Origin of the sequence: Roseibium sediminis, assembly GCF_008711325.1 — a bacterium.
In the GTDB taxonomy this organism is placed as follows: domain Bacteria; phylum Pseudomonadota; class Alphaproteobacteria; order Rhizobiales; family Stappiaceae; genus Roseibium; species Roseibium sediminis.
This window is the reverse complement of record NZ_VXDB01000001.1, coordinates 87,815-111,376: the sequence shown is the minus strand read 5'-3', so window position 1 is coordinate 111,376 and position 23,562 is coordinate 87,815. Positions and strand designations below refer to the sequence as shown.

General features: G+C 57.6%; 24 protein-coding genes. 14 read left to right on the top strand and 10 right to left on the bottom strand.

Annotated elements, in window-relative coordinates; translation table 11 throughout:
- Window position 1 precedes the first annotated feature (1 nt).
- Together F0155_RS00465 and F0155_RS00460 are read right to left on the bottom strand one after the other, a co-directional pair.
- Complete coding sequence (locus F0155_RS00465; RefSeq protein WP_150522506.1) at window positions 2-778, bottom strand: alpha/beta fold hydrolase; 777 nt, start codon at window positions 776-778, stop codon at window positions 2-4.
- Entirely contained in the window at window positions 775-1,821 is a 1,047-nt protein-coding gene (locus F0155_RS00460) for a 2,5-dihydroxypyridine 5,6-dioxygenase NicX family protein (protein WP_150522505.1), read from the bottom strand. The genes F0155_RS00465 and F0155_RS00460 overlap by 4 nt, the downstream gene beginning before the upstream one ends.
- Window positions 1,822-1,963: 142 nt before the next feature.
- On the opposite strand from F0155_RS00460, the gene F0155_RS00455 reads away from it, so the two are divergent.
- Window positions 1,964-2,491, top strand: coding sequence for a MarR family winged helix-turn-helix transcriptional regulator (locus F0155_RS00455; RefSeq protein ID WP_150522504.1), 528 nt, complete (start codon window positions 1,964-1,966; stop codon window positions 2,489-2,491).
- A 53-nt stretch (window positions 2,492-2,544) separates the two neighbouring features.
- Here the strand turns inward: F0155_RS00455 and F0155_RS00450 are convergent, their stop codons facing one another.
- Window positions 2,545-3,417, bottom strand: a complete 873-nt coding sequence (locus tag F0155_RS00450) for an isocitrate lyase/PEP mutase family protein (protein ID WP_150522503.1) — start codon at window positions 3,415-3,417, stop codon at window positions 2,545-2,547.
- 17 nt (window positions 3,418-3,434) lie between these two features.
- Here F0155_RS00450 and F0155_RS23335 point away from each other — a divergent pair, with 17 nt between their 5' ends.
- The gene (locus F0155_RS23335) at window positions 3,435-3,590 is read left to right on the top strand and encodes a hypothetical protein (RefSeq protein ID WP_161599736.1); all 156 of its coding nucleotides are present in this window, start codon (window positions 3,435-3,437) and stop codon (window positions 3,588-3,590) included.
- Window positions 3,591-3,694: 104 nt separating this feature from the next.
- On the opposite strand, the gene F0155_RS00445 is transcribed toward F0155_RS23335, so the two are convergent.
- The 5 genes from F0155_RS00445 to F0155_RS00425 form a co-directional block, all read right to left on the bottom strand.
- Entirely contained in the window at window positions 3,695-4,969 is a 1,275-nt protein-coding gene (locus F0155_RS00445; protein ID WP_150522502.1) for a TRAP transporter large permease, read from the bottom strand.
- Window positions 4,966-5,466 (bottom strand): TRAP transporter small permease, encoded by a 501-nt coding sequence (locus tag F0155_RS00440; protein ID WP_150522501.1) that lies wholly within the window; start codon window positions 5,464-5,466, stop codon window positions 4,966-4,968. The genes F0155_RS00445 and F0155_RS00440 overlap by 4 nt, the downstream gene beginning before the upstream one ends.
- Window positions 5,467-5,586: 120 nt before the next feature.
- Window positions 5,587-6,579, bottom strand: a complete 993-nt coding sequence (locus F0155_RS00435; RefSeq protein WP_150522500.1) for a TRAP transporter substrate-binding protein — start codon at window positions 6,577-6,579, stop codon at window positions 5,587-5,589.
- A gap of 110 nt (window positions 6,580-6,689) precedes the next feature.
- Entirely contained in the window at window positions 6,690-6,983 is a 294-nt protein-coding gene (locus tag F0155_RS00430) for a DUF1330 domain-containing protein (RefSeq protein ID WP_150522499.1), read from the bottom strand.
- Window positions 6,984-7,139: 156 nt separating this feature from the next.
- Window positions 7,140-7,688 (bottom strand): PAS domain S-box protein, encoded by a 549-nt coding sequence (locus F0155_RS00425; RefSeq protein WP_150522498.1) that lies wholly within the window; start codon window positions 7,686-7,688, stop codon window positions 7,140-7,142.
- 84 nt (window positions 7,689-7,772) lie between these two features.
- Between F0155_RS00425 and F0155_RS00420 the strand changes: the two genes are divergently transcribed.
- The 9 genes from F0155_RS00420 to F0155_RS00380 all read left to right on the top strand — a co-directional run bounded on the left by F0155_RS00420 (window position 7,773) and on the right by F0155_RS00380 (window position 18,125).
- Window positions 7,773-9,077, top strand: coding sequence for an acetylornithine deacetylase/succinyl-diaminopimelate desuccinylase family protein (locus tag F0155_RS00420; protein ID WP_150522497.1), 1,305 nt, complete (start codon window positions 7,773-7,775; stop codon window positions 9,075-9,077).
- Window position 9,078: 1 nt separating this feature from the next.
- Window positions 9,079-10,551 (top strand): ABC transporter substrate-binding protein, encoded by a 1,473-nt coding sequence (locus F0155_RS00415; RefSeq protein WP_150522496.1) that lies wholly within the window; start codon window positions 9,079-9,081, stop codon window positions 10,549-10,551.
- Window positions 10,552-10,578: 27 nt separating this feature from the next.
- Window positions 10,579-11,526, top strand: coding sequence for an ABC transporter permease (locus F0155_RS00410; protein WP_150522495.1), 948 nt, complete (start codon window positions 10,579-10,581; stop codon window positions 11,524-11,526).
- Window positions 11,523-12,353 (top strand): ABC transporter permease, encoded by an 831-nt coding sequence (locus F0155_RS00405; protein ID WP_150522494.1) that lies wholly within the window; start codon window positions 11,523-11,525, stop codon window positions 12,351-12,353. The genes F0155_RS00410 and F0155_RS00405 overlap by 4 nt, the downstream gene beginning before the upstream one ends.
- Window positions 12,350-13,963: an ABC transporter ATP-binding protein gene (locus tag F0155_RS00400; RefSeq protein ID WP_150522493.1), complete on the top strand. Its 1,614-nt coding sequence runs from the start codon at window positions 12,350-12,352 to the stop codon at window positions 13,961-13,963. The genes F0155_RS00405 and F0155_RS00400 overlap by 4 nt, the downstream gene beginning before the upstream one ends.
- Window positions 13,944-15,395 carry an aldehyde dehydrogenase family protein gene (locus F0155_RS00395; protein WP_150522492.1) on the top strand — a complete coding sequence of 484 codons (1,452 nt, stop codon included), beginning with the start codon at window positions 13,944-13,946 and terminating at the stop codon, window positions 15,393-15,395. The genes F0155_RS00400 and F0155_RS00395 overlap by 20 nt, the downstream gene beginning before the upstream one ends.
- Window positions 15,396-15,410: 15 nt before the next feature.
- Entirely contained in the window at window positions 15,411-16,154 is a 744-nt protein-coding gene (locus F0155_RS00390; RefSeq protein ID WP_150522491.1) for an SDR family oxidoreductase, read from the top strand.
- Between the two features lie 134 nt (window positions 16,155-16,288).
- Window positions 16,289-16,975, top strand: a complete 687-nt coding sequence (locus F0155_RS00385; RefSeq protein WP_244303442.1) for a FadR/GntR family transcriptional regulator — start codon at window positions 16,289-16,291, stop codon at window positions 16,973-16,975.
- Entirely contained in the window at window positions 16,962-18,125 is a 1,164-nt protein-coding gene (locus tag F0155_RS00380; protein ID WP_150522489.1) for an aminotransferase class I/II-fold pyridoxal phosphate-dependent enzyme, read from the top strand. Before F0155_RS00385 ends, F0155_RS00380 begins: the two co-directional genes overlap by 14 nt.
- A gap of 12 nt (window positions 18,126-18,137) precedes the next feature.
- Here F0155_RS00380 and F0155_RS00375 read toward each other — a convergent pair whose 3' ends face one another.
- Window positions 18,138-19,064 (bottom strand): MurR/RpiR family transcriptional regulator, encoded by a 927-nt coding sequence (locus F0155_RS00375; protein ID WP_208999062.1) that lies wholly within the window; start codon window positions 19,062-19,064, stop codon window positions 18,138-18,140.
- Between the two features lie 192 nt (window positions 19,065-19,256).
- Here F0155_RS00375 and F0155_RS00370 point away from each other — a divergent pair, with 192 nt between their 5' ends.
- From F0155_RS00370 to F0155_RS00360, 3 genes are read left to right on the top strand one after another with little or no spacing between them, the layout of a single operon-like run.
- On the top strand, window positions 19,257-19,763 hold the full coding sequence (locus F0155_RS00370) for a TRAP transporter small permease (RefSeq protein WP_150522487.1): 507 nt from the start codon (window positions 19,257-19,259) through the stop codon (window positions 19,761-19,763).
- Entirely contained in the window at window positions 19,763-21,043 is a 1,281-nt protein-coding gene (locus F0155_RS00365; protein ID WP_150522486.1) for a TRAP transporter large permease, read from the top strand. The genes F0155_RS00370 and F0155_RS00365 overlap by 1 nt, the downstream gene beginning before the upstream one ends.
- Window positions 21,044-21,074: 31 nt before the next feature.
- Entirely contained in the window at window positions 21,075-22,109 is a 1,035-nt protein-coding gene (locus F0155_RS00360; RefSeq protein ID WP_150522485.1) for a TRAP transporter substrate-binding protein, read from the top strand.
- A gap of 80 nt (window positions 22,110-22,189) precedes the next feature.
- Here F0155_RS00360 and F0155_RS00355 read toward each other — a convergent pair whose 3' ends face one another.
- Window positions 22,190-23,374: a response regulator gene (locus F0155_RS00355; protein WP_150522484.1), complete on the bottom strand. Its 1,185-nt coding sequence runs from the start codon at window positions 23,372-23,374 to the stop codon at window positions 22,190-22,192.
- Between the last annotated feature and the right edge of the window lie 188 nt (window positions 23,375-23,562).

The following is a 23,562-nucleotide window of genomic DNA, read 5'->3' as shown; positions in this document are numbered from 1 at the left end:
TTCAGAGGCTGTCGAGAAAAGTGGTCAGGGCGCTGTCAAAGGCGGAAGGCTGTTCGATATTGGCCAGGTGCCCGGCACCGGAAATGCAGACGAAACGGGCTCCGGGAATGCGGGTCGCCATGCGCTCCATCATCGGGGCGGGGGCTTGTGTGTCGTCTTCACCGGCAAGAACCATCGTCGGAACGGCCATGTTGGCAAGGTCTGCCTTGCGATCAAAGGTGATGAGGCAATGCATCATGGCGCTATAGGTGGCCGGTGGCACCTTGCTCATACAGGCCTTGGCAAGTTGTATGGCTTCCGGGGAGGCTTTCGCACCCACAAGCTCCGGAACAACTGTTTCCGCAATATCTGCCATGGTCTTTCCGGCTTCGATGGGGGCCAGCCGCGCGGCGATAAACTTCTTCTGAAAGTCGCCGTCCGGATTGCCAAAGGCCGGGCTGGTTGCAGACAGGGTAAGGCTTGAAAGCCGCCCGGATTGACCAGCTGCAAATTCCTGCGCGATCATTCCACCAATGGAATGACCAACCAGATGAACCTTCTCAAGGGAGAGATGGTCCAGAAACCGGGTCAAGGCATTAGCCAATGCCGGGAAGGACAGGTTGCCGAGCGGTTCGGACTGTCCGTATCCGGGTAGGTCAAGCGCGATCACTCTGTATCGCTCGGCCAGAGTTTCCAGTTGCGGGGCCCAGCTTCCCGCTCCGCCGCCAATTCCGTGAAGAAAGACAACAGGCGGACCATCCCCGTTCTCCAGCCAGGAAAATTCCGGCGCACTGGTCATGCCAGCTCTCCGAGCAGCTTGCCGTCCTCGATCACGTTCTTTCCGTCGAGCGCTATGGTGCAGCGGCCAACCGGAATATCGAAATGGCCGAGCGTATAGCGCTTGGCAAACTCGTTGGCGCCGGTGGAGAACAGGAAGTTCCCCGCATAGGCCCGCAGCTCGGTTCCGTTGGTGTCGCGCTGGTCATACATGGTCAGCGCCTCGTAGCGCGCTGCCGGGTTCATGCCCCAGCCTACATGGGAGGTGGCATAAGCCAGCGGATCGTTCCAGGCGGCAAGGTATCTGCGAAACAGCTCCGCATCCGTACCGCGACCTGCGATGTCCACCACGAAGTCGTTCTCGATTGTCAGCGTGACAGGATCCTGCAGATAGCGTTTGAAGGTGAGGTTGATGTCGCCCGCGTCCAGCACCAATTGTCCGTTGACCGTGTTGGCACCGGGGAAGGAAACGACCACGCCGCCGGGCCAATGGGCGACAGTTCCAGGGCGGTCACAATAGCCCCAGACGCCTGCGGTCGGGGCCCCGGTCATGTCCACGTGAAGATCAGTGCCTGCCCGTGATGTCACGGTCATTTTGGTTGACGCTCGCAGCATCTTGACGGCGGTTTTCACCTTGGGCGTCAGGTCCGGATCAGGCAGCAGCCGTTCCAGAGCATCGGGATGCTCGTTGCTGATCATGAAGAGCCGCGCCCCGTCGGAGAGGATTTCCGGCAGTTCCGGCGCGTGCAGCATGCCTTCCACGGTTACATCGACCACAAGCGAGCTGGCCCTGAGTGCGGCTATTGCCGGTTTGAGGCCGCGCATGGCATCGCTGGCACCGGTCGAGCGGACCGGGACAGGGGCTCGTTGCGGCGGTGTCGGGATGACAACGTGAAACGGTCTGGCTCCGAGCCGCAAGAGCGCCAGTTCGACCAAATGCACATTCAGCTGACGCGACTGGGTCTCCGAGAGGATTGCGACGGTCTCGCCTTCCTGCACCTTGCAAAGGACCAGCGCCTTTTCGAACGCATCAATCCATTTCGCTTCTATGCGATCCGACAGCATAGTTCCTCCCAAGCCGCTCAAGGTGTGGCAGGTAGCGCCAGTTCACTCTTGTCTGCCTTTTGTTTTACCTTGCAGGTAATATCGTTATGCTTATGATCAGAGCATGGAAATAAAATTATATCAATAGGAATATAAATACAGCATGGCGGACATAGACGAAGACGTTGACCGAGGAGACGGATTGGACAATCCGCAAGCCGCGATAAACGGCACGGAGCGTTCGCAAACGTCTTTTGTTTCCAATTATCTGTCCTACCTTCTCGCGCAGGCCAGCCATCTGATGAGTACGGAGTTTCATACTCATCTGCGCCGATATGGTGTTGCGGTTCCAACCTGGCGCGTGCTTGCCACCCTCTCGGACGGCCAAGGCAAAACGGTCGGAGAAATCGCCCGTATCGGTCTTTATAACCAGCCGACCGCTACCAAGATCATCGACCGGATAGAAGCCGAGGGATTGGCAGAACGCCAACGTGATCTGGATGACAAGCGCAAGACGCTGGTCTTTATCACAGCCAAAGGGGAAGCGCTGGTCGACCAACTGATGGTGGATGCCATTGCCCATGAACAAAAAGTTCTGGAAGGTTATTCCGCAGAGGAGGTGGCGCTCCTGAAGAAAGTGCTTCGAACGCTGATCATGCGTCTCGGGCAATCAGCAGAAAAAGGCTCCTAGAGCACGTCCTGCTTCCTGACGGCGAACCGGTATCCGCGCCGCCTGAACGTGCTCTAATCGCGCCGGGAACTGTCGTAACGGGCTGATTGCTCGTAGTAATCCGGGAACCCGATCCGTTCGCGCAACTCCTTGAAATCCATCAGCTGACCCGTTCGGTCGCTGTCGGTCTTGAGCGCGTTCAAGGTGGATACCATGGCCTTCATGGCCGAGGCCATGAGCGTGAGCGGATAGGCGGCTATGGAATAGCCAAGGTCTTGCAGGTCCTTGTGTGAGAGGTCGGGTGTTTCCCCACCTTCCACGATGTTGGCCATTTTCGGTCCAGGGAGTTCCCGGCAGATCGTAGCCATCTCGTCCACCGTCTTTGGAGCCTCGACAAACAGGATATCGGCTCCGAGTTCCTTGAATTTTGCAGCCCGTTCTATCGCTTCGGCCAGTCCATGTTCATGCCGCGCATCGGTGCGTGCAAGGATCAGGATGTCGGCTCCTTCGGCCTTGGCATCGCTTGCGGCCCGGATGCGGTCGAAGGCTTCCTGACGCCCGACCACTGCTTTGCCCGGCGTATGTCCGCAGCGCTTGGGCGCAACCTGATCCTCGATCATGACGGCGGCGGCTCCCGCCTTTGCCATTCCGGCAACGGTTCGGCGCACGTTCATGGCATTGCCATAGCCGGTGTCACCGTCGGCAATCAGCGGAATGGTGATCGCTTCAGTGATGTTGCGGGCCTGATCCAGAACCTCGGTATAGGACATAAGGCCGAGATCCGGCTGACCGATCCGGGAGGCGGAGGTTGCAAATCCGGACATGAAGGTCAGCGGGAAATCCGCCTGTTCGATCAATTTAGCCGAAAGCGCATCATAACAGCACGGCATGACCAACAGGCGGTTCTGGGCCAGAAGGGATCGGAGTTGTTCGGCCGGTGTGGGCATGACGGGTCCTAGGCTGTGTGGACGAATTGGCGATGTATTTCGCCGGGAAATTCAGCGTTCACGACCAGGCAGGGCTGGCGCAGGCGATGTGGTGCATCGTCGAGCCGGATTTGCCCTGGTATTGGACGCTGCAGGCCCGGCCCATTCGGGTGGATCAAACGGCTGCAATCTGAAGGAAACGGTCCCTTGAACGTATGTTTAATACGTTCATCAGGCCCCCTTCCATCATATTTTGCCCTTTGATCCACGAAATGCGTCTCCAATTCGCCCACACAGCCTAGAGCTTGAAGGGTATGTAGAGCGCGAGGTCTGGCCACAGGTACAAAATAACCACGGAAAACAGCATGATGACCAGAAATGGCAAAACACCGCGCGAGATTTCCGTGAGCCTTGCCCGTGCCACGGACTGGATGACATAGAGGTTCAATCCGACCGGAGGTGTGATCAGCGCGCATTCAACCATGATTACCATGTAGACCCCGAACCAGATGGGATCAAATCCGAGCATCATGGCCGCAGGCAGGAGAACCGGCGTCATGATCAGAACCATGGACAAGGCCTCAAACACAAGGCCCATGATCAGCAGAACGATTGACACGACCAGAATGAAGGCGATCGGGGTGTCGATGTTCTGGGTGATGAACATCGAGATATCCTGCGGGATGCGATAGAGCGTGATCGCCTTGCCGAAGACCTTGGCACCGGCAACGATGAGCAGGATGGCGACGGTTGTGACCATCGTTTCGAATACGGCTTCCTTGAAGGCGCCCCAGGTGAGGGTTTTCAGGAAGAATGTTGTGATTGCAAGAGCTGCAGCAAAGCCGATGGCGGCTGCCTCTGTTGGGGTCGCAATGCCGGAATAGATCACGCCGATGACAATGAGCGCGAGCAACATGGAGGGTGCGGCCCGAATGGTTGCAGTAATCCGCTCAGCCCCGGACACGGCTGGTTCGGGCGTATATCCACCAAACCATCGGGCGTAAATCATCGAGAATACGATGAAAAACGCGACCAGAAGCAGGCCGGGGCCAACGCCTGCCAGAAACAGCGCGATGACGGACTGCTCGGTCACAAAGCCATAGACGATCATCGGGATCGACGGCGGAATGAGGATGCCGAGCGTTCCGCCGGCTGCGAGCAGACCATAGACAAATTTGCGCTCATACCCCCGATTGATCATCTCGGGGATCGCAACGGTTCCGATTGTTGCGGCGGTTGCGACCGAAGAACCGGATATCGCGGCGAAGATTGCGCAGGACAGGATGGTCGCCACAGCAAGGCCGCCGGGCCAGTGGCCAACCCAGGCATGAACGGCGGCAAAGAGGTCCTTGCCGACGCCAGCCTTCAGCAGAATGTTCGACATTAGCAGGAACAGGGGAACTGCTAAAAGAATGAACCCGTCCAGTGTGTCGAGGATGGCTTGCGGTGCCATGAGAGGCGAAAAGCCGCCAATCACCAGCAAAACCAGCCCAAGCCCGCCGAGGGTGAAGGCGACCGGAACACGCAAGAGCAACAGGGCAAAGAGAACAGCGAGAATGGCAATGGTGGTCACGAGTGCATGCCTCCGCTCGGCATGTCCATGTTACCGGAGGCAGCCTTTCCGAATTCAATGAGGGCCTGAATGAAGAGCAGGGCGAAGCCGACCGGAATGGCCAGTTCTGCTACCCAGCTGGGCAGGTCCAGCAGGGAGCCTGTGGTGCGGCCGCGTTCAAAGGAATCCCAGAAGATAAGCCAGCCTTTCCAGGTCACGACGGCACTGAAGAAGGCGACAAAACCCATGGCAATCATCTGCGAAATCCGTTTGCCGCCCGCAGACAACGTATCTGTGAAGGCGTCCACGGCGACATGACGGTTGGAATTCAGGATCCAGGCCATGCCCATCATGCCGCCCCAGATCAGGCACAGCTGGGACAGTTCCGCAGCCCAAATGGTGGGGCGGATGAATATGTACCGGGCCAGAACCTCGTAGGTCAGCATCACACCGGCGGCGACGAATAGAAAGGCAGCGCCCCAGGCAAGAGCGGTGATGGTTCTCACATAAAGGCCCATATTACACCCGGTTCAATTGATGGCTTTTGCGAACGCGCCTTTCGGGCGCGTCCGGCTTCAACACATTTTTGGAGAAATGCCGCCTGCCATCGGGCAGGCGGAGAGCTCAGCTGGGCAGGATCAGAGCTTGCGCGCTGCTTCCAGAACCTGAGCGCCAAGGGCACCGGCCTTTTCGCTGAACGTGTCGTAGACAGGCTGGCTCGCAGCCTTCCACTGGGCGATCTCTTCCGCATTTGGCGTATAGATCGTCATGCCGTTTTCCTTGGCAGCGTCATAGGCGGCCGCTTCGATCTCGGACATCTTGTTGCGAACATCGGCTTCCGCCTTCATGGCAGCGGCCTCAATGAGCGCGCGATGGTCTTCCGGCAATCCGTTCCAGAAATCAGTGTTCACCACGACGATAAACTCGATATCGGCATGGTTTGTGACGGTGATCGTGTCCATCACTTCCCAAAGCTTGCGGGATTTTACGCCGGAAACGCCGGTCATGCCGACATCGACAGTGCCGCGCTGATAGGCGAGATACTGTTCGGAACCGGAAATGAGGGTCGGCGCGCCGCCCGTCGCTTGTGTGAAGTCACCAAGCGTCTTGCCGAAAACGCGCACCTTCTTGCCTTGCATGTCCGCCGGGGTCTTGATCGGCCCGCCATTGGACAGCATCACCGCGCCGCCATAGGCCTGCCACCACAATACTGTTGAGCCTGTGTCCTTGATGGCTTCGTCAATTGGGCCGCGAACCGGCGAGCCCTTGGCAACAGCAGCGCGGACCTTTTCTTCAGTGTCAAACAGGAACGGCTGATAGAAGATGTCCACTGCCGGAATGTCGCCGACATACTGGGTGAGGGAGGCAACGCCCATCTCGATGGAGCCGGAGCCGACCGCAGAGGGAACCTGCTTGTCCTTGTAGAGCTGCGCGGAATCGTAGATTTCCACCACAATGGCTCCATTGGAAGTCTTTTCGACTTCTTCCTTGAAGAGCACAAGGTTCTGGCCAAGGTGGCTGGTCAGCGGCAGCTGGAGCGAAATGCGCAAGGTTGTGTCGGCCGCCAGGGATGCAGATGTTCCCAGACCAAGCGCGACCGCTGCGCCGAGCGCCCATTGAAATGCTTTCATGATTGTCCTCCCAAAATTTATGAAGTGAAGACTGTCAAAGCGTCAGTCTCCGGTCAAGAATGCTGATTGCGTGCCTTTGCGTCATACCTGTGGAAGTTGAGTTTGCCGGCTTACAATCCGTCCAGCATGACGACTTCGACCTCACCTGCGTTGTCCGTACGTCTGAACGACGCGGCGCTTTGGTAGGCATCGGATTGAAAGCAGGCAACGCCCTGTTCCATCGAGGGGAACTCGATGATCACGAAGCGCTGGAAGTGATCGGTGCCTTCCATGATCTGGAAGTCGCCGCCACGTGCCAGCACCTTGCCGCCGAAATTGGCGAGAATGCCGGGCACCTGTTCAGCATATTTCTTGTATTCGTCCGGATTGTTTACCCGCGCACGGGCCATCCAATAGGCTGGCATCTACCCCTCCCAAGGCAAGACGTTTCCAAGTGGCCATTCTCCTCAAATTGATGGCCGACGGAGAGAATTTTGTCCGTCTGGTAAAATTAAGCAAGCCCTTGGCGCGCCGACAAGGGTGGTTGTTTGGGCTATTGGTTTCGTCAGTCCAGGCTTTCTTCAGTCAAAAAGACTGACTTTTGCGAGCAGTTCTGCCGTGTTGGTCGCCGAAAGTAATTTCAACAACCGGGCGCGGACATCTTCGACCGTACGCGGGGACAAACCCAGCTCGCGGGCAATCGCCTTGCTTGTGAGGCCGCGCCGTAAACCCGCCAGAATATCTTTCTGTCTACCGGTGAGGGCAACGCTGCCCGGGCGGTCAAACACCTGCGCAAAGCTCATGACGACAGCGGTCAGGGGGGTGTCCGGGCTGAGGGAGCGGGCACGGAACCGACACCAGATGTGGCTTCCGTCCTTGCGGCGCAACAGGCGCTGGTCCGTGTATTGTCCCGTCTCGCGCATCAGCTGCAGTCCGATGTCGCGAATGCGGTCGAATTCCTCGTCGGAGGTATAGAAAATGCGGAAGGACTGGCCGATCAGGTCATCCTTTGCATAGCCGCTCAACTCGGCAAACTTGGTGTTGCAGACCTTGATCATCCGGTTTTCGGCCAGAACTATGCCGATAGGCGCGGCTTCAAAAGCCAGAAGTGCGGTTTCATTCGGGGTCATCGGTCCTCCTGCCGTATTCCTACGGTATTGATACCGTATCTTGTCTGGACAACACTCGCGCTTGCAAGTGGCTCGGGAGGATTTATGGACGCTTGTCTGAATATTCAGGATCAGTTGGCGGCGGAGATCGAGCAGCGTAGGGAAGACCTTGTCTTGTTGACCCAGGAGCTGATCCGGATACCGACCATCAATCCTCCCGGCGCTTTTTATCGCGACATTTGCGCGTTTCTGGACGCGCGGTTGGGCTCAAAGGGATTCCAGACACAGTTGATCCGCGCCGAAGGGGCGCCGGGCGACAGTGAGGCTTATCCGCGCTGGAACATCATCGCCCGGCGCGAGGGCAAAACGTCCGGTGAATGTGTCCATTTCAACTCGCATATCGATGTGGTCGAGGCCGGTGAGGGCTGGACGGAAGATCCGTTTGGTGGGGCTCTCAAGGACGGAAAGATCTACGGACGCGGCGCCTGCGACATGAAGGGCGGTCTGGCTGCCTCGATCATTGCTGCTGAAGTGTTCATCGAACTGGTGCAGGACTTTTCAGGTGCCATCGAAATCTCGGGCACAGCGGACGAAGAATCCGGCGGATATGGCGGTGTTGCCTATCTTGCAGGCAAGGGCTTCTTTTCACCGGAACGGGTTCAGCATGTGATTATCCCCGAACCGCTGCACAAGGACCGGATTTGCCTGGGGCACCGGGGCGGCTGGTGGGCGGAGATCGAGACGAAGGGCGAGATCGCCCATGGCTCCATGCCGTTTCTTGGGGACTGTGCGGTCCGTCACATGGGTGCAGTTCTCGATGCCTTCGAAAGCGAACTCTACCCTGCGCTGTCCAGTCGGCATACGGCCATGCCCGTGGTGCCGGAAGGAGCCCGGGTGTCGACCATGAACATCAACTCCATCCACGGCGGGCAAGAGGAAATCCCATCGGTTTCGACGGCTCTTCCTTCGCACTGTGTGCCGGACAGCTGCCGGATCGTGATTGATCGCCGCTATCTGATCGAGGAAACCCATGAAGGGGTGAAGGCAGAGGTTGAGAGCCTGCTGAGCGGATTGAAGCAGAACCGGCCCAAATTCGATTATTCCATGCGGGAACTCAACCACGTCGCCCCGTCAATGACGGACCGCGATGCCCCTGTGGTCTCCACTGTCGCCGGTGCCATTCAGTCGGTGCTCGGCAAGGGCGCCGATTTCGTCGCTTCGCCCGGAAGCTACGACCAGAAGCACATCGATCGCATCGGCAAGTTGAAAAACTGTATTGCTTATGGGCCCGGTCTGCTGGAACTTGCACACAAGCCTGATGAATATGTCGATGTCGAGGATATGATTGACAGTGCGAAGGTCATGGCACTGAGCCTCTTGAAATTGCTCGGTCCGGACAGGGAGGGATGAAATGAAACGGTTTTTTCTGACGGCCAGTGTTCTGGTCCTGGCGTTCACCGGATCGGCGTGGGCGAAGGACAGTCTGACAATCGGCATCCAGCTGGAGCCACCGCATCTGGATCCAACCAGTGCGGCAGCGGGTGCAATCGATGACGTCACCTATGCCAATGTCTTTGAAGGCCTGACACGTTTTCAGGAAGACGGCTCCATCGTTCCAAGCCTTGCGGAAAGCTGGACGATCTCAGATGACGGACTGACCTATACGTTCAAGCTGCATGACGGCGTGACGTTTCATGACGGCACGACGATGGATGCGGAGGATGTGAAATTCTCGCTTGATCGGGCACGCGGTGACGACTCGACCAACGCGCAGAAAGGGCTCTTTTCCGGCATTGCCGAAGTCAATGTTATTGATCCGACCACGGTCGAGGTGAAGCTGTCTGAAACGGATGGTAATTTCCTCTTCAACATGGCTTGGGGGGATGCGGCAATCGTCGCTCCGGAGAGCATCGAGAACATCAAGACCAATCCGATTGGAACGGGGGCGTTCAAGTTCTCCAAGTGGGTGCAGGGCGATCGTGTTGAGCTGGTGCGCAACGATGCCTATTGGGGCCAACCGGCTGACCTGAAAGCGGCGACCTTCAAGTTCATATCCGATCCGACGGCTGCCTTTTCGGCAATGATGGCTGGGGACCTCGATGCCTTTTCCGCATTTCCCGCCCCGGAAAACCTCATTCAATTCGAGGCGGATGACCGTTATCGGGTCCTCATCGGGTCAACGGAAGGGGAGACGATCCTTTCCACCAACAACAAGAAGCCGCCCTTCGACAATGTGAAGGTGCGCAAGGCGCTTGCCCATGCGATCAACCGCAAGGAGCTGATTGACGGCGCACAGTTTGGCTATGGCACGCCGATCGGCTCTCATTTTGCGCCTCACCATCCGGCCTATGTCGATCTGACCGGCAATTCGCAATATGATCCGGAGCTGGCCAAGTCGCTTCTGAAGGAAGCCGGTCTTGAAGGCGGCGTTACCGTTTCCCTGAAACTGCCGCCTCCCTCCTATGCGCGCCGTGGCGGCGAAATCATTGCAGCCCAGCTGCGTGCTGTCGGTATCAACACCGAAATCAGCAATCTTGAGTGGGCTCAGTGGCTGGAAGAAGTGTTTCGCGGCAAGGACTTCAACCTGACCATCGTGTCCCATACCGAACCGATGGATATCGGGATCTATGCAAACCCGGACTACTATTTCCAGTACGATAACGCGGACTTTCAGGCCCGGATCAAGGAACTGCGTGCGACGACCGATACGGACAAGCGCAATGAGCTGCTGAAGAAAGCCCAGACCATGATCTCCGAAGATTATGTCAACGGCTTCCTCTTCCAGTTGCCGCGCCTGTCGGTGGCCAAGAAGGAAATCGAAGGTCTTTGGGTGAATGCGCCGACACAGGCGGTGGACCTGACCCACGTTCGCTGGGCCGAATAAGCTGGTGGGGGCGCAAGGCGGGAATTCATGATCAGTTATCTGACAAAGCGCCTTGCGTCCCTTGTTCTCAGCCTGTTTGTGGCCTCTGCGGTGATCTTTCTGGTCATCGAGGTCATTCCGGGTGACCCGGCAGCCTACATGCTGGGCATGAATGCAAGGCCCGACACGATTGCAGCGCTCAGGACCGAGCTTGGCCTCGATGGCAGTGTATTTGAGCGATATGTCGGCTGGGTCACGGGCATGCTCCAGGGCGATTTTGGTGTTTCCTACACCTACCGAACGCCGGTTGCGACAATGGTGGCGGATCGGCTCTGGATTTCCCTTCCCCTTGCACTTTATGCGCTTTTTCTGACCGTCGTCATTGCTTTTCCTGCCGGTATCTTCGCTGCCAGTCGACGCGGGCAGGCTGGCGATTACGGGGTCATCGGCGCAACGCAGATCGGTATCGCCATTCCGAATTTCTGGTTTGCGATGATCCTCATTCTGGTTTTTGCGATCAATATGCGCTGGTTCTCGGCAGGTGGGTTTCCCGGATGGGAAAATGGGTTCCTGCAAGGCTTGAAAGCCCTGACGCTTCCGGCTGTAGCACTGGCACTGCCGCAGGCCGCGATCCTGACGCGGGTCATGCGGTCTTCCCTGATCGATGTCCTTGGCGAGGATTTCATGCGCACGGCGCGGGCCAAGGGGCTCAGCACGCAGCAGGCCATTTTCCGTCACGGATTGCGCAATGCGCTCATCCCTGTCCTTACCATCATCGGACTTCAGTTCGCCTTCCTTTTGGCTGGCGGCATCATCATCGAGCAGGTTTTCGCTTTGCCCGGCCTCGGGAGACTGGTCTTCCAATCCATCTCCCAGCGGGATCTGGTTGTCGTTGAAAGCGTTGTGATGCTGCTGGTCTTTGCGGTGATCATGACCAACTTTCTGGTCGATCTGGCCTACGCGCTTGTCGACCCAAGACTGAGGGTGCGCGCATGACCCGGTCGCAAAGGTGGAACTGGTCTTTGGTGATCGGACTTGCACTGGTCTCGGTCTTTGCCATCGGGGCACTTATTTCCCTGTTCTGGACACCGCATGATGTAACCGCGATCAACATTGCGTCACGGCTGAAGCTTCCCGGACAGGGCTATGTGCTCGGCACGGATCACTATGGCCGGGACATGCTGTCCATGATCATGGCCGGTGCACAAACCTCCATTGCGGTGGCCATTCTGGCGGTTGGCATTGGCATGGCGCTGGGCGTGCCTCTCGGGCTTGCAGCTGCGGCTGGCCGGGGATGGCTGGATGAACTGATCATGCGTGGCAACGATCTGGCTTTCGCTTTCCCGGCGCTGGTCATAGCTATCCTGATCACGGCTGTTTTTGGTGCGAGCGCGGTCAATGCGATCATCGCCATCGGCATCTTCAACATTCCCGTCTTCGCCCGCCTGACGCGCGGAGCCGCGCTCAGCCTTTGGACACGTGACTTCATTCTGGCAGCCCGGGTTGCCGGGAAGGGCAAGGTGCGGATTTCGGCCGAACATATCCTGCCTAACATCGCGAACCTTTTGATCGTTCAGGGCACCATCCAGTTTTCACTCGGCATTCTCGCCGAGGCCGGTCTTTCCTATGTTGGCCTTGGTGCCCAGCCACCCACACCCAGCTGGGGACGGATGCTGGCGGATTCCCAGACCCTCGTTGGTCTTGCGCCTCATCTGGCCCTGGTGCCGGGGCTTGCGATCATCCTCACTGTTCTCGGCCTGAACCTGCTTGGCGACGGGTTGCGTGATCTGCTTGATCCGAAACTTCGGGCGGTGCGCTCATGAGTGTTCTGCAGGTGGAAAATCTCTGTCTCGAGGTGCCCGGCAAACAGATCCTGTCCGGTGTCGGCTTTGAGATTGCGGCCGGGGAGATTCTGGCAGTCACGGGGGAATCGGGATCGGGAAAATCCATGACAGCCCTAGCCGTCATGCGTCTCCTGCCAAATGCGGTGCGCAAGACGGGCGGTCGTATTCTGCTTGAAGGACAAGATCTGGGAAGCCTGAGCGAGGCCGAAATGTGCCGCGTCCGCGGAGGGCGGATCGGCATGATCTTTCAGGAACCTATGACGGCCCTCAATCCGGTTCAGACGATTGGCGATCAGGTGGCCGAGGCGGTCAGAATTCATTCCGGCGCGAGCAGGAGGGAAGCGCTGGAGCGGGCGCGGCAGGTCCTGAACAGGGTCGGGCTTGACGAAGAGCGTTTTCCGCTTTCCCGGTATCCGCACGAGTTGTCAGGAGGTCAAAGGCAGCGTGTGGTGATCGCGCTCGCCATTGCCGAACGACCCGCGCTGCTGATTGCTGACGAGCCGACAACAGCTCTGGATGTGACCACTCAGGCGCAAATTCTTGATCTTCTGAAGGGGTTGGTCGAGGAATTCGGCATGGGTCTGCTGATCGTGACGCATGATCTTGCGGTCGTGTCGGAGTTCTCTGACAGGCTGGTCGTCATGCGTGAGGGCGAAGTGGTCGAGGCGGGACCGACGCAGGAGGTTCTTCGCCAGCAACGTCACGAATACACGCGGGCCCTATTTAAAGCATCCGGCCATCAGGCTCACCTTCCGCCCGTGGCCGGTGAACATGCGGGCAAACCTCTGCTCGCTGTTCGGGACGTATTTTGTTCCTATGCCCTGCCTCGGAAAACACCATTCTCGATGCGCCGTTATTTTGATGCGGTCAAAGGGGTCAGCTTCTCAATTCGGGCCGGTGAGCGCATTGGGCTGGTTGGCGAAAGCGGCTGTGGCAAGTCTACCCTGACCCGGGCCATCCTCGGGCTTGAAGCAATCCGAGGCGGCACCATCGCCATTGACGGCAAGGTCCCGGAGACAGCACGAGGCCGCGTTCAGGTGGTTTTTCAGGACCCCTATGGCTCCTTCAATCCTCGTCACAAGGTTGCCCGGCTGATCACCGAGCCGTTTCACATTCTGGATCGGCAGCCAACGGCAGGAGAAAGACGGGATCGTATCGCCGAGGCGCTTGAAGCCGTTGGCCTGCCGCTGGATTCAGCAGATCGCTACATTCATGAGTTTTCCGGCGGTCAGCGCCAACGTCTTGCCATCGCGAGAGCCCTCATCCTGAAACCGGAACTCATTGTTCTCGATGAAGCGGTGTCAGCGCTGGATGTATCGGTGCGCGCCAAGATCCTCGATCTTCTGGCCGATCTCTCCGGTCGGTTCAATCTCGCCTATCTGTTCATCTCCCATGATCTTTCCGTCGTGCGCAGCATCACCGACAGGGTTCTGGTGATGAAGTCCGGGGAGATCGTGGAGGAGGGGGACACACAAACGGTTCTGGCAACACCGAGCCACCCTTATACGCGCTCTCTTCTGGAAGCTGCGCCCAAACTGCCTGATTTCACTCAATTGCGGGAAACTGCCAATGTCTCTGAATCTCTCTGAACTCTGGTTTGATCCCGGTCTCTGTCTTATCGGCGGGGAAGCCGTTCCTGCGGCCGAAGGGCGGTTGTTGCTCGAAAACCCGTCTGACGGTTCGCGTCTTACGGAAATCGCGCGAGGCGGCGAGGCGGAGATTGATCAGGCGGTGGAAGCGGCGCATTCCGCATTTCATGGTGAATGGGGCAGCGTGACCGCCGTTGAGCGGGGCCGTCTCCTGATGCGCCTTGGACGCCTGGTTCAGGAACGGGCAAATGACCTTGCCCGGCTGGAGGCGTTGGATGTCGGCAAGCCCCTGCGCCAGGCCCGCGCGGATGTGACTGCTCTGGCGCGGTATCTGGAATTTTATGGCGGGGCTGCGGACAAGATCCATGGCGAGACCATTCCCTATCAGGAAGGCTACACGGTCTACACGTTGCGCGAGCCGCATGGTGTAACCGGGCATATCGTTCCCTGGAACTATCCCATGCAGATCATCGGGCGGTCGGTTGGGGCAGCGCTTGCCATGGGCAATGCCTGCGTCCTGAAACCAGCCGAAGAGGCCTGTCTCACGGCACTGGCCCTTGGGGCGCTGGCTGCCGAGGCCGGGTTTCCGGACGGCGTACTGAACGTGGTGCCGGGCATTGGTTCGGAGGCAGGCGCAGCCCTTTCCGAGCATCCGGGTGTGGATCATCTGTCCTTCACCGGCTCGGTCGCGACAGGGACGCGGGTACAGGCGGCTGCGGCAGAAAATGTGATTCCGGTGACGCTGGAACTTGGAGGCAAGTCACCGCAGATCGTCTTTGCTGATGCCAATCTGGATCGGGCCCTGCCGTTTCTTGTCAATGCGGGAATTCAAAATGCCGGTCAAACCTGTTCGGCGTCTTCCCGCATTCTGGTAGAGCGATCGATCTTTGATCAGGTTGCCGGGCGCATGGCAGCTGCTTATCGGGCCTTGAGCGTGGGACCCGCGATGAGCGACCCGGATGTCGGGCCGCTGATATCCGCACGCCAAAAGGGGCTGGTCAGCAGCTATCTCGATCAGGGCGGTGAAATCGTCGCATCCGCGGTCCTTCGCGATGATCTGCCACATGGTGGCCATTACGTTGCCCCGCATCTTCTCACTGGCGTTTCGCCTGATCACCCCTTGGCGCAGGAAGAAGTCTTCGGGCCGGTTCAGGTGCTCATACCGTTTGACAGCGAGGATGAGGCCCTCGCGATCGCAAATGGCACGGACTATGGCCTTGTTGCCTCAGTCTGGAGCCGGGATGGCGGCCGTCTCATGCGGCTGGCCAAGGCTCTTCGGGCCGGGCAGGTATTCTTGAACAATTACGGGGCCGGTGGCGGCGTGGAACTGCCCTTTGGTGGACGTGGCAAGTCCGGTCATGGGCGGGAAAAGGGCTTTGAGGCACTTTACGGATTTTCATCGCTCAAGACAGTTGCAGCGTTTCACGGATAGAGCGCGGGAGGTTACATGAGACTTGAAGGCAAGACGGCGATTGTCACAGGCGGGGCATCCGGTTTTGGAGCCGGCATCGTTCGCAAGTTTGCCGCCGAAGGCGCGCGGGTGATGGTCGCCGACCTCAATCTGACCGGGGCTAAAGAAATCGCCGATGAATGCGGCGGCATCGCTGTGGAGGTCAATGTGGCTGATCGCGCATCTGTTGCGGTCATGGCTGAACTGGCGGCTTTGGAATTTGGCGGCGTGCCCGATATTCTGGTCAACAATGCTGGGGTTACCCATCTTCCCGCTCCGCTGGACGAAATCAGCGAGGAGGATTTCGACCGTGTCCTGGCCGTCAATGCCAAATCGGTGTTCCTGATGGCGCAGGCTTTTGTCCCGGGCATGAAAAAGCGTGGAAGCGGTGCTATCTGCAATATTGCCTCGACGGCCGGTGTCAGCCCGCGCCCGCGGCTATCCTGGTACAATGCGTCCAAGGGGTGGATGATCACCGCGACCAAGGCGATGGCTGTCGAACTTGCTCCGGCGGGCATTCGCGTCAATGCGGTCAATCCGGTTGCCGGGGAAACCCCTCTATTGAAGAGCTTTATGGGCGAGGACACTCCGGACATTCGGGCCAAATTCCTTTCCACCATCCCGATTGGCCGGTTCTCACTTCCCTCCGATATCGCCAATGCGGCCTGTTACTTGTGCTCGGATGAAGCGTCCATGGTGACCGGCGTTGCCATGGAGGTCGATGGCGGGCGTTGCATCTGATCCCTTTTGGGGATCTACACGCATCCTAAAACTATGTCTGACAAAATTGTTTCTTTGTCAGACATAGTTTGGTATCTGATCACTGTCGGGTGGTGGAATTTCGCTCGGCCTTTGCATTGGTTGGGAAGGGCAGAGTGACCGCGCCAAGAGATGTACCAAGCGCTTTGATCCGATTGATCGAGCAAGATGGCCTTGAGGTCGGGGATCGGCTACCGCCCGAGCTTGAGCTTGTTGACCGGCTTGGATTTGGTCGCTCAACGATCCGCGAGACCCTGAAGATGTGGGAAAGCATGGGTGTCGTCTCCCGCAACAAGGGAGCCGGTACACGGCTGACCGAGGAAGTCTCTGCCAAGACCATACGAGTCGCGCTCATCATTCGGCAGGAGGCTGACAGCCTTCTGCGCATGCAGGAGGTGCGCCGTCCCCTTGAAATCGAGGCAGTTCGGCTGGCAACACGCAATGCAACCAGCGACCAGCGCCTTGTGATGAAGGCCAGATGTGCTGAATTGCTTGCGGTGCATCAGGCTGGCGAAGACTGGCGGGCAGCAGATCAGAGATTCCACAATTCCATTCACGAAGCTTCCGGCAATCCGCTCTTCCGCCAGCTGATTGAGCAGATACAGGCCGGGTTCAACAATATTTACGAAGCGCCCTTCGGTCGACCGCACCTTGGTCAGGACACCATCCCCATGCACCGGGAACTGGCTGATGCCATTTGTAGCGGCCAAGAGGATCTGGCAGCAAGATTGACTGGTCAGATCATCGATCAGGTTTGCACCGAAGCGCAGGAAATTGCCGAGGAACTCAATGGCAGATGTTAGCCAGCCTACCTATTCCATAGAAACCCTGCTTGCAGCCGCTGAAACCGGCTTCGGCGGGTCTGTGCCGCCTGCCATTGTCCAGACATCGCTTTTCACCTTCGAGACCTATCAGGCCTTTGAGGACCGGATGTCCGGGCGGACAGGCGATCCGGTTTACACGCGGGTTGGAAATCCGACCGTTGCCGCCTTTGAAGAGATGATGGCACTGCTTGAAGGCGGCGAGACGGCTGTTGGCTTCGCATCTGGCATGGCGGCGATCTCGTCCGCCGTTATTCCGATTGTTCGACCGGGGGACCGGATCGCCTGCGTCGAGCACGTCTACCCGGATGCCTATCGTTTGTTTGAAAAGCTTCTCCGGCCCTTTGGCGTTGATGTGTCCTATCACTCCGTCACGGCCTTCGAGCAGGAGCCGGATCTGTTGAAAGGGGTGCGGCTGGCCTATCTGGAAAGTCCCAACTCCGTTGTTCTGGAAGCCATGGACCTTGCCAAGGTAGCAGGGCATGCGAAAAGGCACGGGACCTTGACGGTTGTCGACAATTCCTGGGCAACACCGATCTTCCAAAGGCCTCTGCAGCTCGGGATCGACATCGTTGTTCACTCGGCCTCCAAGTATCTCGGGGGGCACTCGGACACGGTTGCCGGGGTTCTCGTTTCGCGAAAAGAACTGACAGACAAGGTTCGAGAGCAGGCTCTGACCCTGTTTGGCGGGAAGCTTGCCCCGTTCGAAGCCTTCCTGCTCGTTCGCGGGCTACGCACTTTGCCAGTGCGCATGCGACAGCATCAGGAAACCGCGAACCTCTTTGTAGAGCATCTGACGGGTCATCCACTGGTCACACGGATCCACTCTCCCGCTGCAGGAAGTGTTGCAGGCCTTACAGGGCGAACCGGCCTCTTGTCCGTCGAGCTGTCTGATCGCGTGGATATTCCAGCTTTTTGTGATGCGCTGAAGCTGTTTCATCTGGGAGTAAGCTGGGGCGGTTTTGAAAGCCTGATCCTGCCAAGCCGGGTCGGCCTTGCGCAGGCCGGGGAACAGAATTCCATGCAGCGGTTTGGGGTCTCTGACCGGCTCGTTCGGCTGAGTCTCGGGCTGGAGAACCCGCAAGATCTCTGGCGAGACTTTTCAAGCGTGCTGGAAGCCTGCGCCAAATAGAGTGCCAGGGGCTCAGTCTCCCAGAGGCTGAGGTCCGGTCCGTCCATGATAGGCGGTGAGGGATGCGCGGATCTTGCGCAGGTTCTCCCGTGTCGCGTCCGGCTTTTGTGTTGCGACCATCATCGCCAGTGTATCGAGCATGGCCAGGTAGGCATACCGGGAGGCTGTCGGTTTGAAGATGTTCGGGTCTTCCGGAAGATCCATGGTGATCGGATGGGTGGCAACATTTGCCAGGCGGGAGCCGGGCCGTGTCACCGCGATGGTGGTGGCGGAATAGCCCCTTGCGACCTGAGCTGCGCCGACAATGGCATCCGTTTCCCCGCTGGCGGAAAACAGCAGCAAGGCATCGTCAGATCCGAGCGTTGCAGCTCTCATTTGAAGCATATAGCTGTCGCTTGTCGGGGTGGACGGTATCCCAAGGCGGAAGAAGCGGTTCGCGGCCTCTTCGGCCAGCATGGAGGAGCCTCCACCGATACCGGCGGTGAGCAGTTGCCGACAGTTCACGATGGCATGTGCGGACCGTTCCATAGCAGCTGGGTCGATCTGCTGGCGCATGGCATTCGCTGTTCCGTAGATCGCACTGAGCACCCGGTCCAGCGCCTGCTCCACAGTGGGCGTCTGGTGGTCCGGTACAGGGTGCAGATACTGGAGGCTGACGGCAAGGTTCTGGGCGAGGCGGAGCTTGAATTCCTTGAAACCGTCGCACCCGAGCGATCGGCAAAAGCGGATCACCGTTGGCGTCGAGACATTTGCTGCTTCAGCAACATCTGCGATCGACATGGAGCTGATGCTGTCGATCCGCTGGCGCACGAAATCGGCAACCCGCTGCTCGCGGGCTGCAAGTTGGCCGTCCATCCGGTTTAAGGCGGAAATAACGTCGGGAACCTTTGCCTGCCCGCGCGTGGGAAGGCGTGCTTCGTTACCCGTTTGCTTTGTCACGGCGCTCTTCCTCGCTACATCGGTGCTCTTATTTGATTTGTAACTAAAGTATTTTTTGCGCGTAATTGCCATACTAAAATTACATCAATTCTGACCCTTAGGCGCTAAATTGGTAATTTTATGAAAAAATACCGCTTGATTTCGGAATCTTTCTGATCAATTTTGTAAAAAAATTACATATTGGGAGGACGCATGCGGAACTCGGTTGCTACAGTTTCGGATCGCCTGAACACCGCAGTGGAGGCGGTTGTGGCGTTCCTGATGCTGTTGTTGGTTCTGGATGTCTGGCTAGGAGTTCTGGACCGCTACTACTTCGGATGGCAGCTGCCATGGCCGGAAGTGCTCGCCCGCTATCTGATGATCTGGGCAGCGATGCTGGCTGTTTCCTGCGGCATTGCCCGGCGCGAGCATATCGGGCTGACGGCTTTCGTGTCGCTCCTGCCGAAAAGCCTGCGTCGCACTCTGCTCATTGCGATGGATGTGCTTGTGCTGGGTCTTTTCCTCTATGTCGCCTGGTTTGGCCTTGGCTTTGCGCAAGGCGGCATCAAGCGGGAAGCGATGATCTTCGGTGTGAGCCTCGCGCCATTTTATGCGGCCATTCCCGCCGCGGCGATTATCTGCTCGATCCAGCAACTGCTCGTCTTGATCCGGGATCTCGGGGCTCACCTTGAGCCTGACGTTGTGACGGAGGCCGCATAATGTTTGCAGCTCTCGCTTTTGTGCTTCTCATCCTGTTCGGAATGCCAATCGGTTTTGCCATCGGGGCTGCAGGCGTTGTCGGTCTTATCGACATGGGAGGAACCCAGTTCCTCGCCATCGGCCCGAGCAAGATTTTCAACGGCCTCAACATCTTTCCGTTCCTCGCCATGCCGTTCTTCATTCTTGCCGGCGAAATCATGAATGACATCGGCATAACCGACCGGCTGGTGAAGCTGGCACAGGTTCTTGTTGGCCGGTTCCGCGGCGGACTGGCGCATACAAACATGCTCGCATCGGTGTTCTTTGCGGGGCTGACCGGGTCTGCAACGGCTGATGCTGCCGCCTTCGGGCGCACGCTCGTGCCTGCCATGGTCAAGGAGGGATATCGGCGCGATTATGCCTGTGCGGTGACAGCTGCAGGTTCGATCATCGGCCCGACCATTCCGCCGTCCGGTTTGATGGTTGTCTATGGCTCACTGATGGGTGTCTCCATCGCCGGTCTTTTTGCAGCAGGCATTCTCCCAGGCCTTGTGATCTGTGCGGTCTGTATGGTGGTCATCGTTCTCGGCGGCAATCGCGAAAATCTGCCAAAGGCGAGCCGTGGTGCCAGCCTTCGAGAGGTCTGGCAGACCTTTGTGGGGTCTTTGACTGCGCTTGCCATGCCGATCATCATTCTTGGCGGCATTCTGGGCGGGGTGGTGACGCCAACCGAGGCTGCGTCCATTGCGGTAGCCTATGCGCTCTTCATCGGTGTCTTCGTCTATCGGACGCTGACTGTTCGTTCCTTTTACCGGATGCTGGTGCGGACTGCGCGCATCACTGGGGTCATTTTCGTGATCATCGCCTTTGCCGGAATTCTCGGCTGGTGGATGAGCTTTGAACGCATTCCGCAGCTGATCGCGGAAACCGTGCTGGGGCTCAGCGACAATCGCTATGCGGTGATTGCCATCATCATCTGCCTGCTGTTGGTCGTTGGCATGGTGATGGATATCACCGCCATCCTGATCATCCTTGCACCAGTACTGGTTCCCCTGACCGCCCAGGTCGGTCTGGAGCCGATCCATGCGGGCATCATTTTCGTGCTCGCGCTCAACATTTCCCTGATGACGCCGCCCGTGGGGGCCTGCCTCTTCGTGCTGTCATCGGTCACGGGTGAAAAGCTGGAGCGAATATCGATCAAGCTCATGCCCTTCCTGATCGCGGAAATCGCGATCCTCTTCATCTTCGCGTTCTGGGAAGACGCGGCCCTTCTTATCCCGCGAGCCCTCGGGTTCGCCTGACAAATCTGAGTAATCACTGGAGGAGACTAAGATGCTCAAGACACTCGGACTCGCGCTGACAGCGAGCATGATAGCAACATCCGCGCTGGCTGGCGGCGTAATCAAGTTTGGTCACGACAACAAGACCGATCCGTTCGAAAATCCGGCACATGCCTGTACTGCTGTGTTTTCTAACATTCTGCAGTCTGGCACCAATGGCAGTGTCTCGGTAGAGGTTTACGGATCGAACCAGCTTGGTTCGGCTGCCGAGCATGTCCAGCAGGTTCGTGACGGCATCATTCAGGCGACGCTGACTTCAACCGGGGCCCTGGCCAGCTACTACCCGCGCATTGACGTTCTGAACCTGCCTTTCGCCTTCAACGGCAATGCGGCGACCTATGAGGTCTTTGACGGGCCGTTTGGCAAGGCGTTGGCTGCAGACATCGAGGCAACGCTCGGCGATGTTGTCGTGCTCGGTTTCCCGGACACAGGTGGCTTCTTTGCAGTGACCAACTCCAAGCGTCCGATCGCAAATCTTGAGGACTTCGATGGTATTCGTGTTCGCACCATGACCCTGCCGTCCCACCAGAAGATCATCCAGGCACTTGGCGCGGAAGCCTATCCGCTGTCTTGGGGTGAGGTTTATTCCGGCCTGCAGACAGGTGTGATCGATGGTCAGATGAATCCGGTTCCGATCATCTCCTTTGCGAACTTCTCTGAAGTTCAGAAGTACATGACCCTGACCAACCATCTGTTTTCACCCTACACCTTCATGCTGAACCGCGATTTCTATGAAGGTCTGTCGGACAGCGAGCGGGTTGCCGTTCACACGGCTGCAGAAAACTGTGTTGCTGCCAGCCGCGGTCTTTCCCGCATCATCGAGGCTTCCGATCGCGGTCTTGCTGGCTTGATGGACAAGATGGAAGTTACGGCTCTATCCGCCGAGCAGCGTCAGGCCATGGCATCGGCGACCCAGCCGGCGTTTGAAAACCATGTGATCGAGAACCTTGATCCGAAAGCCGTTGAGCTTCTCACCCTGTTCAAGGGCGAAGTCGGCAAGGCAAACGGCCAGACCTATCTGGACTAATTGATTGCAAAAAATGAACCGGGCCGCAGGTGACTGTGGCCCGGTTTTTTGTTGTCTTGAAAAAATAAGACCCGATCAACCTACTGGATTGTCATGTTGAACGGGCGATATACACGGGGGATCGTGGCTATGATGACCCGGTCGCCATTGGCCAGGCCATCGATATCGATGGATCCACCCAGGCAGGTCGCAATCCGGACAGCCAGGTCCAGTCTCGAGCCCTTGGGTGTATTCATCAATTCGCGGAAGTTACGGACCGGGTTTTCATACCCTTCTGATCCGTCTGTGCCGGACATGCGGGCATAAGCTCCCGCCTTTCCGATGATGATAGAGACTTCGTCGTCATCATACTCGATATCAAGCGAATAGGCTCCGCCCGCAGGCGAATGATCGAGTTCGTAGAGAATGAGAGACGACAGCAATTCCTCTACAAGGGGCTGATCCTGACAGATCTGGCAGGACTCGTTCTTGTCCGTGGCAAAGGTCACATTGCTTGAGGCTATTTCGGAGGAGAACTCCGTAAGTGTTTCCTCGATCACATCGGGCAAGCTGAAGAGCGTTTGCTTGACCAATCCATCTCTGGGCTGTTCGTCGAAGCGGTCCAGACGGAGGATCAGTTCGTGTTTCAGCAGCTCGACGCTCTTCTTGATGTCGTGAATCGTGGCGGCGTCCTGGATCTCACCCTCTGTGCGTTTGGCTTGTGCCTCGAAGAGAAGCGTCGTGGAGCGTTCGACCTGTTCCAGTTGAAGCAGCATTGTGGCGAGCCACGGCTTCAGGATGTTGTTTTTTTGTACCTCGAACGTGCCGATCTTTTCGCGCACATCCATGCTGTGCTGCGCTTCTTCCAGTGCCCGGTCGATGGTGCGGTCAAGATTGCCGGTTGTGATGTCGGATCGCGACAGGAGTGTCAGGGCGCCAGATTTCCGGCTAAAGGACTCCAGCTTTCCAAGGTCATGATCGCTGGTGAGGATGACCGGCAGGTAGCCTTCACTGAAAATCTTCTTGATCATCGTCAGGCCACCGTCGTCCGACGGAAGGAGTGATACGATGCAAAGGTCCGGTTTTTCTTTCGGAATCAGCAGATTTGCTTCATCAGCGGACTGACACTGCCGGGTGTCGAACCTGTATTTCGGGGATTTTGCCAGGCTTTCGCAAATCCGCGCTGTATCAGCTGGGTCTTCTGTAACAATCAGGACCTTGAGTTGCTGCCGCGTCTGCGCCGCAAACTCACTAACACCAGTCAGGGATATGTCACTTCTCGCCATGAAAGGCCTCCCATGTAGTATCCCCTGCATTAACGAGGAGCAGAATGACCGCTTCAATTGCTATTATTCACTATGATCAGAAAATAATTTCGGTCAACGAATAATATAGTTCGTTCTATATAGAATGCTTATCTTGAATATATTACTGGTTAACTTTTTATTTAAGTCACTATTGGTTGTAAAATAAG

What these genes read in the sequence shown, in the direction of transcription:
- F0155_RS00370 (WP_150522487.1), top strand. Translation starts at nt 19,257, where the DNA reads ATGCGGAACTCGGTTGCTACAGTTTCGGATCGCCTGAACACCGCAGTG.
- F0155_RS00440 (WP_150522501.1), bottom strand. Translation starts at nt 5,466, where the DNA reads ATGGGCCTTTATGTGAGAACCATCACCGCTCTTGCCTGGGGCGCTGCC.
- F0155_RS00400 (WP_150522493.1), top strand. Translation starts at nt 12,350, where the DNA reads ATGAGTGTTCTGCAGGTGGAAAATCTCTGTCTCGAGGTGCCCGGCAAA.
- F0155_RS00430 (WP_150522499.1), bottom strand. Translation starts at nt 6,983, where the DNA reads ATGCCAGCCTATTGGATGGCCCGTGCGCGGGTAAACAATCCGGACGAA.
- F0155_RS00460 (WP_150522505.1), bottom strand. Translation starts at nt 1,821, where the DNA reads ATGCTGTCGGATCGCATAGAAGCGAAATGGATTGATGCGTTCGAAAAG.
- F0155_RS00465 (WP_150522506.1), bottom strand. Translation starts at nt 778, where the DNA reads ATGACCAGTGCGCCGGAATTTTCCTGGCTGGAGAACGGGGATGGTCCG.
- F0155_RS00435 (WP_150522500.1), bottom strand. Translation starts at nt 6,579, where the DNA reads ATGAAAGCATTTCAATGGGCGCTCGGCGCAGCGGTCGCGCTTGGTCTG.
- F0155_RS00360 (WP_150522485.1), top strand. Translation starts at nt 21,075, where the DNA reads ATGCTCAAGACACTCGGACTCGCGCTGACAGCGAGCATGATAGCAACA.
- F0155_RS00455 (WP_150522504.1), top strand. Translation starts at nt 1,964, where the DNA reads ATGGCGGACATAGACGAAGACGTTGACCGAGGAGACGGATTGGACAAT.
- F0155_RS00420 (WP_150522497.1), top strand. Translation starts at nt 7,773, where the DNA reads ATGGACGCTTGTCTGAATATTCAGGATCAGTTGGCGGCGGAGATCGAG.
- F0155_RS00415 (WP_150522496.1), top strand. Translation starts at nt 9,079, where the DNA reads ATGAAACGGTTTTTTCTGACGGCCAGTGTTCTGGTCCTGGCGTTCACC.
- F0155_RS00395 (WP_150522492.1), top strand. Translation starts at nt 13,944, where the DNA reads ATGTCTCTGAATCTCTCTGAACTCTGGTTTGATCCCGGTCTCTGTCTT.
- F0155_RS00405 (WP_150522494.1), top strand. Translation starts at nt 11,523, where the DNA reads ATGACCCGGTCGCAAAGGTGGAACTGGTCTTTGGTGATCGGACTTGCA.
- F0155_RS00390 (WP_150522491.1), top strand. Translation starts at nt 15,411, where the DNA reads ATGAGACTTGAAGGCAAGACGGCGATTGTCACAGGCGGGGCATCCGGT.
- F0155_RS00365 (WP_150522486.1), top strand. Translation starts at nt 19,763, where the DNA reads ATGTTTGCAGCTCTCGCTTTTGTGCTTCTCATCCTGTTCGGAATGCCA.
- F0155_RS00380 (WP_150522489.1), top strand. Translation starts at nt 16,962, where the DNA reads ATGGCAGATGTTAGCCAGCCTACCTATTCCATAGAAACCCTGCTTGCA.
- F0155_RS00450 (WP_150522503.1), bottom strand. Translation starts at nt 3,417, where the DNA reads ATGCCCACACCGGCCGAACAACTCCGATCCCTTCTGGCCCAGAACCGC.
- F0155_RS00355 (WP_150522484.1), bottom strand. Translation starts at nt 23,374, where the DNA reads ATGGCGAGAAGTGACATATCCCTGACTGGTGTTAGTGAGTTTGCGGCG.
- F0155_RS00425 (WP_150522498.1), bottom strand. Translation starts at nt 7,688, where the DNA reads ATGACCCCGAATGAAACCGCACTTCTGGCTTTTGAAGCCGCGCCTATC.
- F0155_RS00410 (WP_150522495.1), top strand. Translation starts at nt 10,579, where the DNA reads ATGATCAGTTATCTGACAAAGCGCCTTGCGTCCCTTGTTCTCAGCCTG.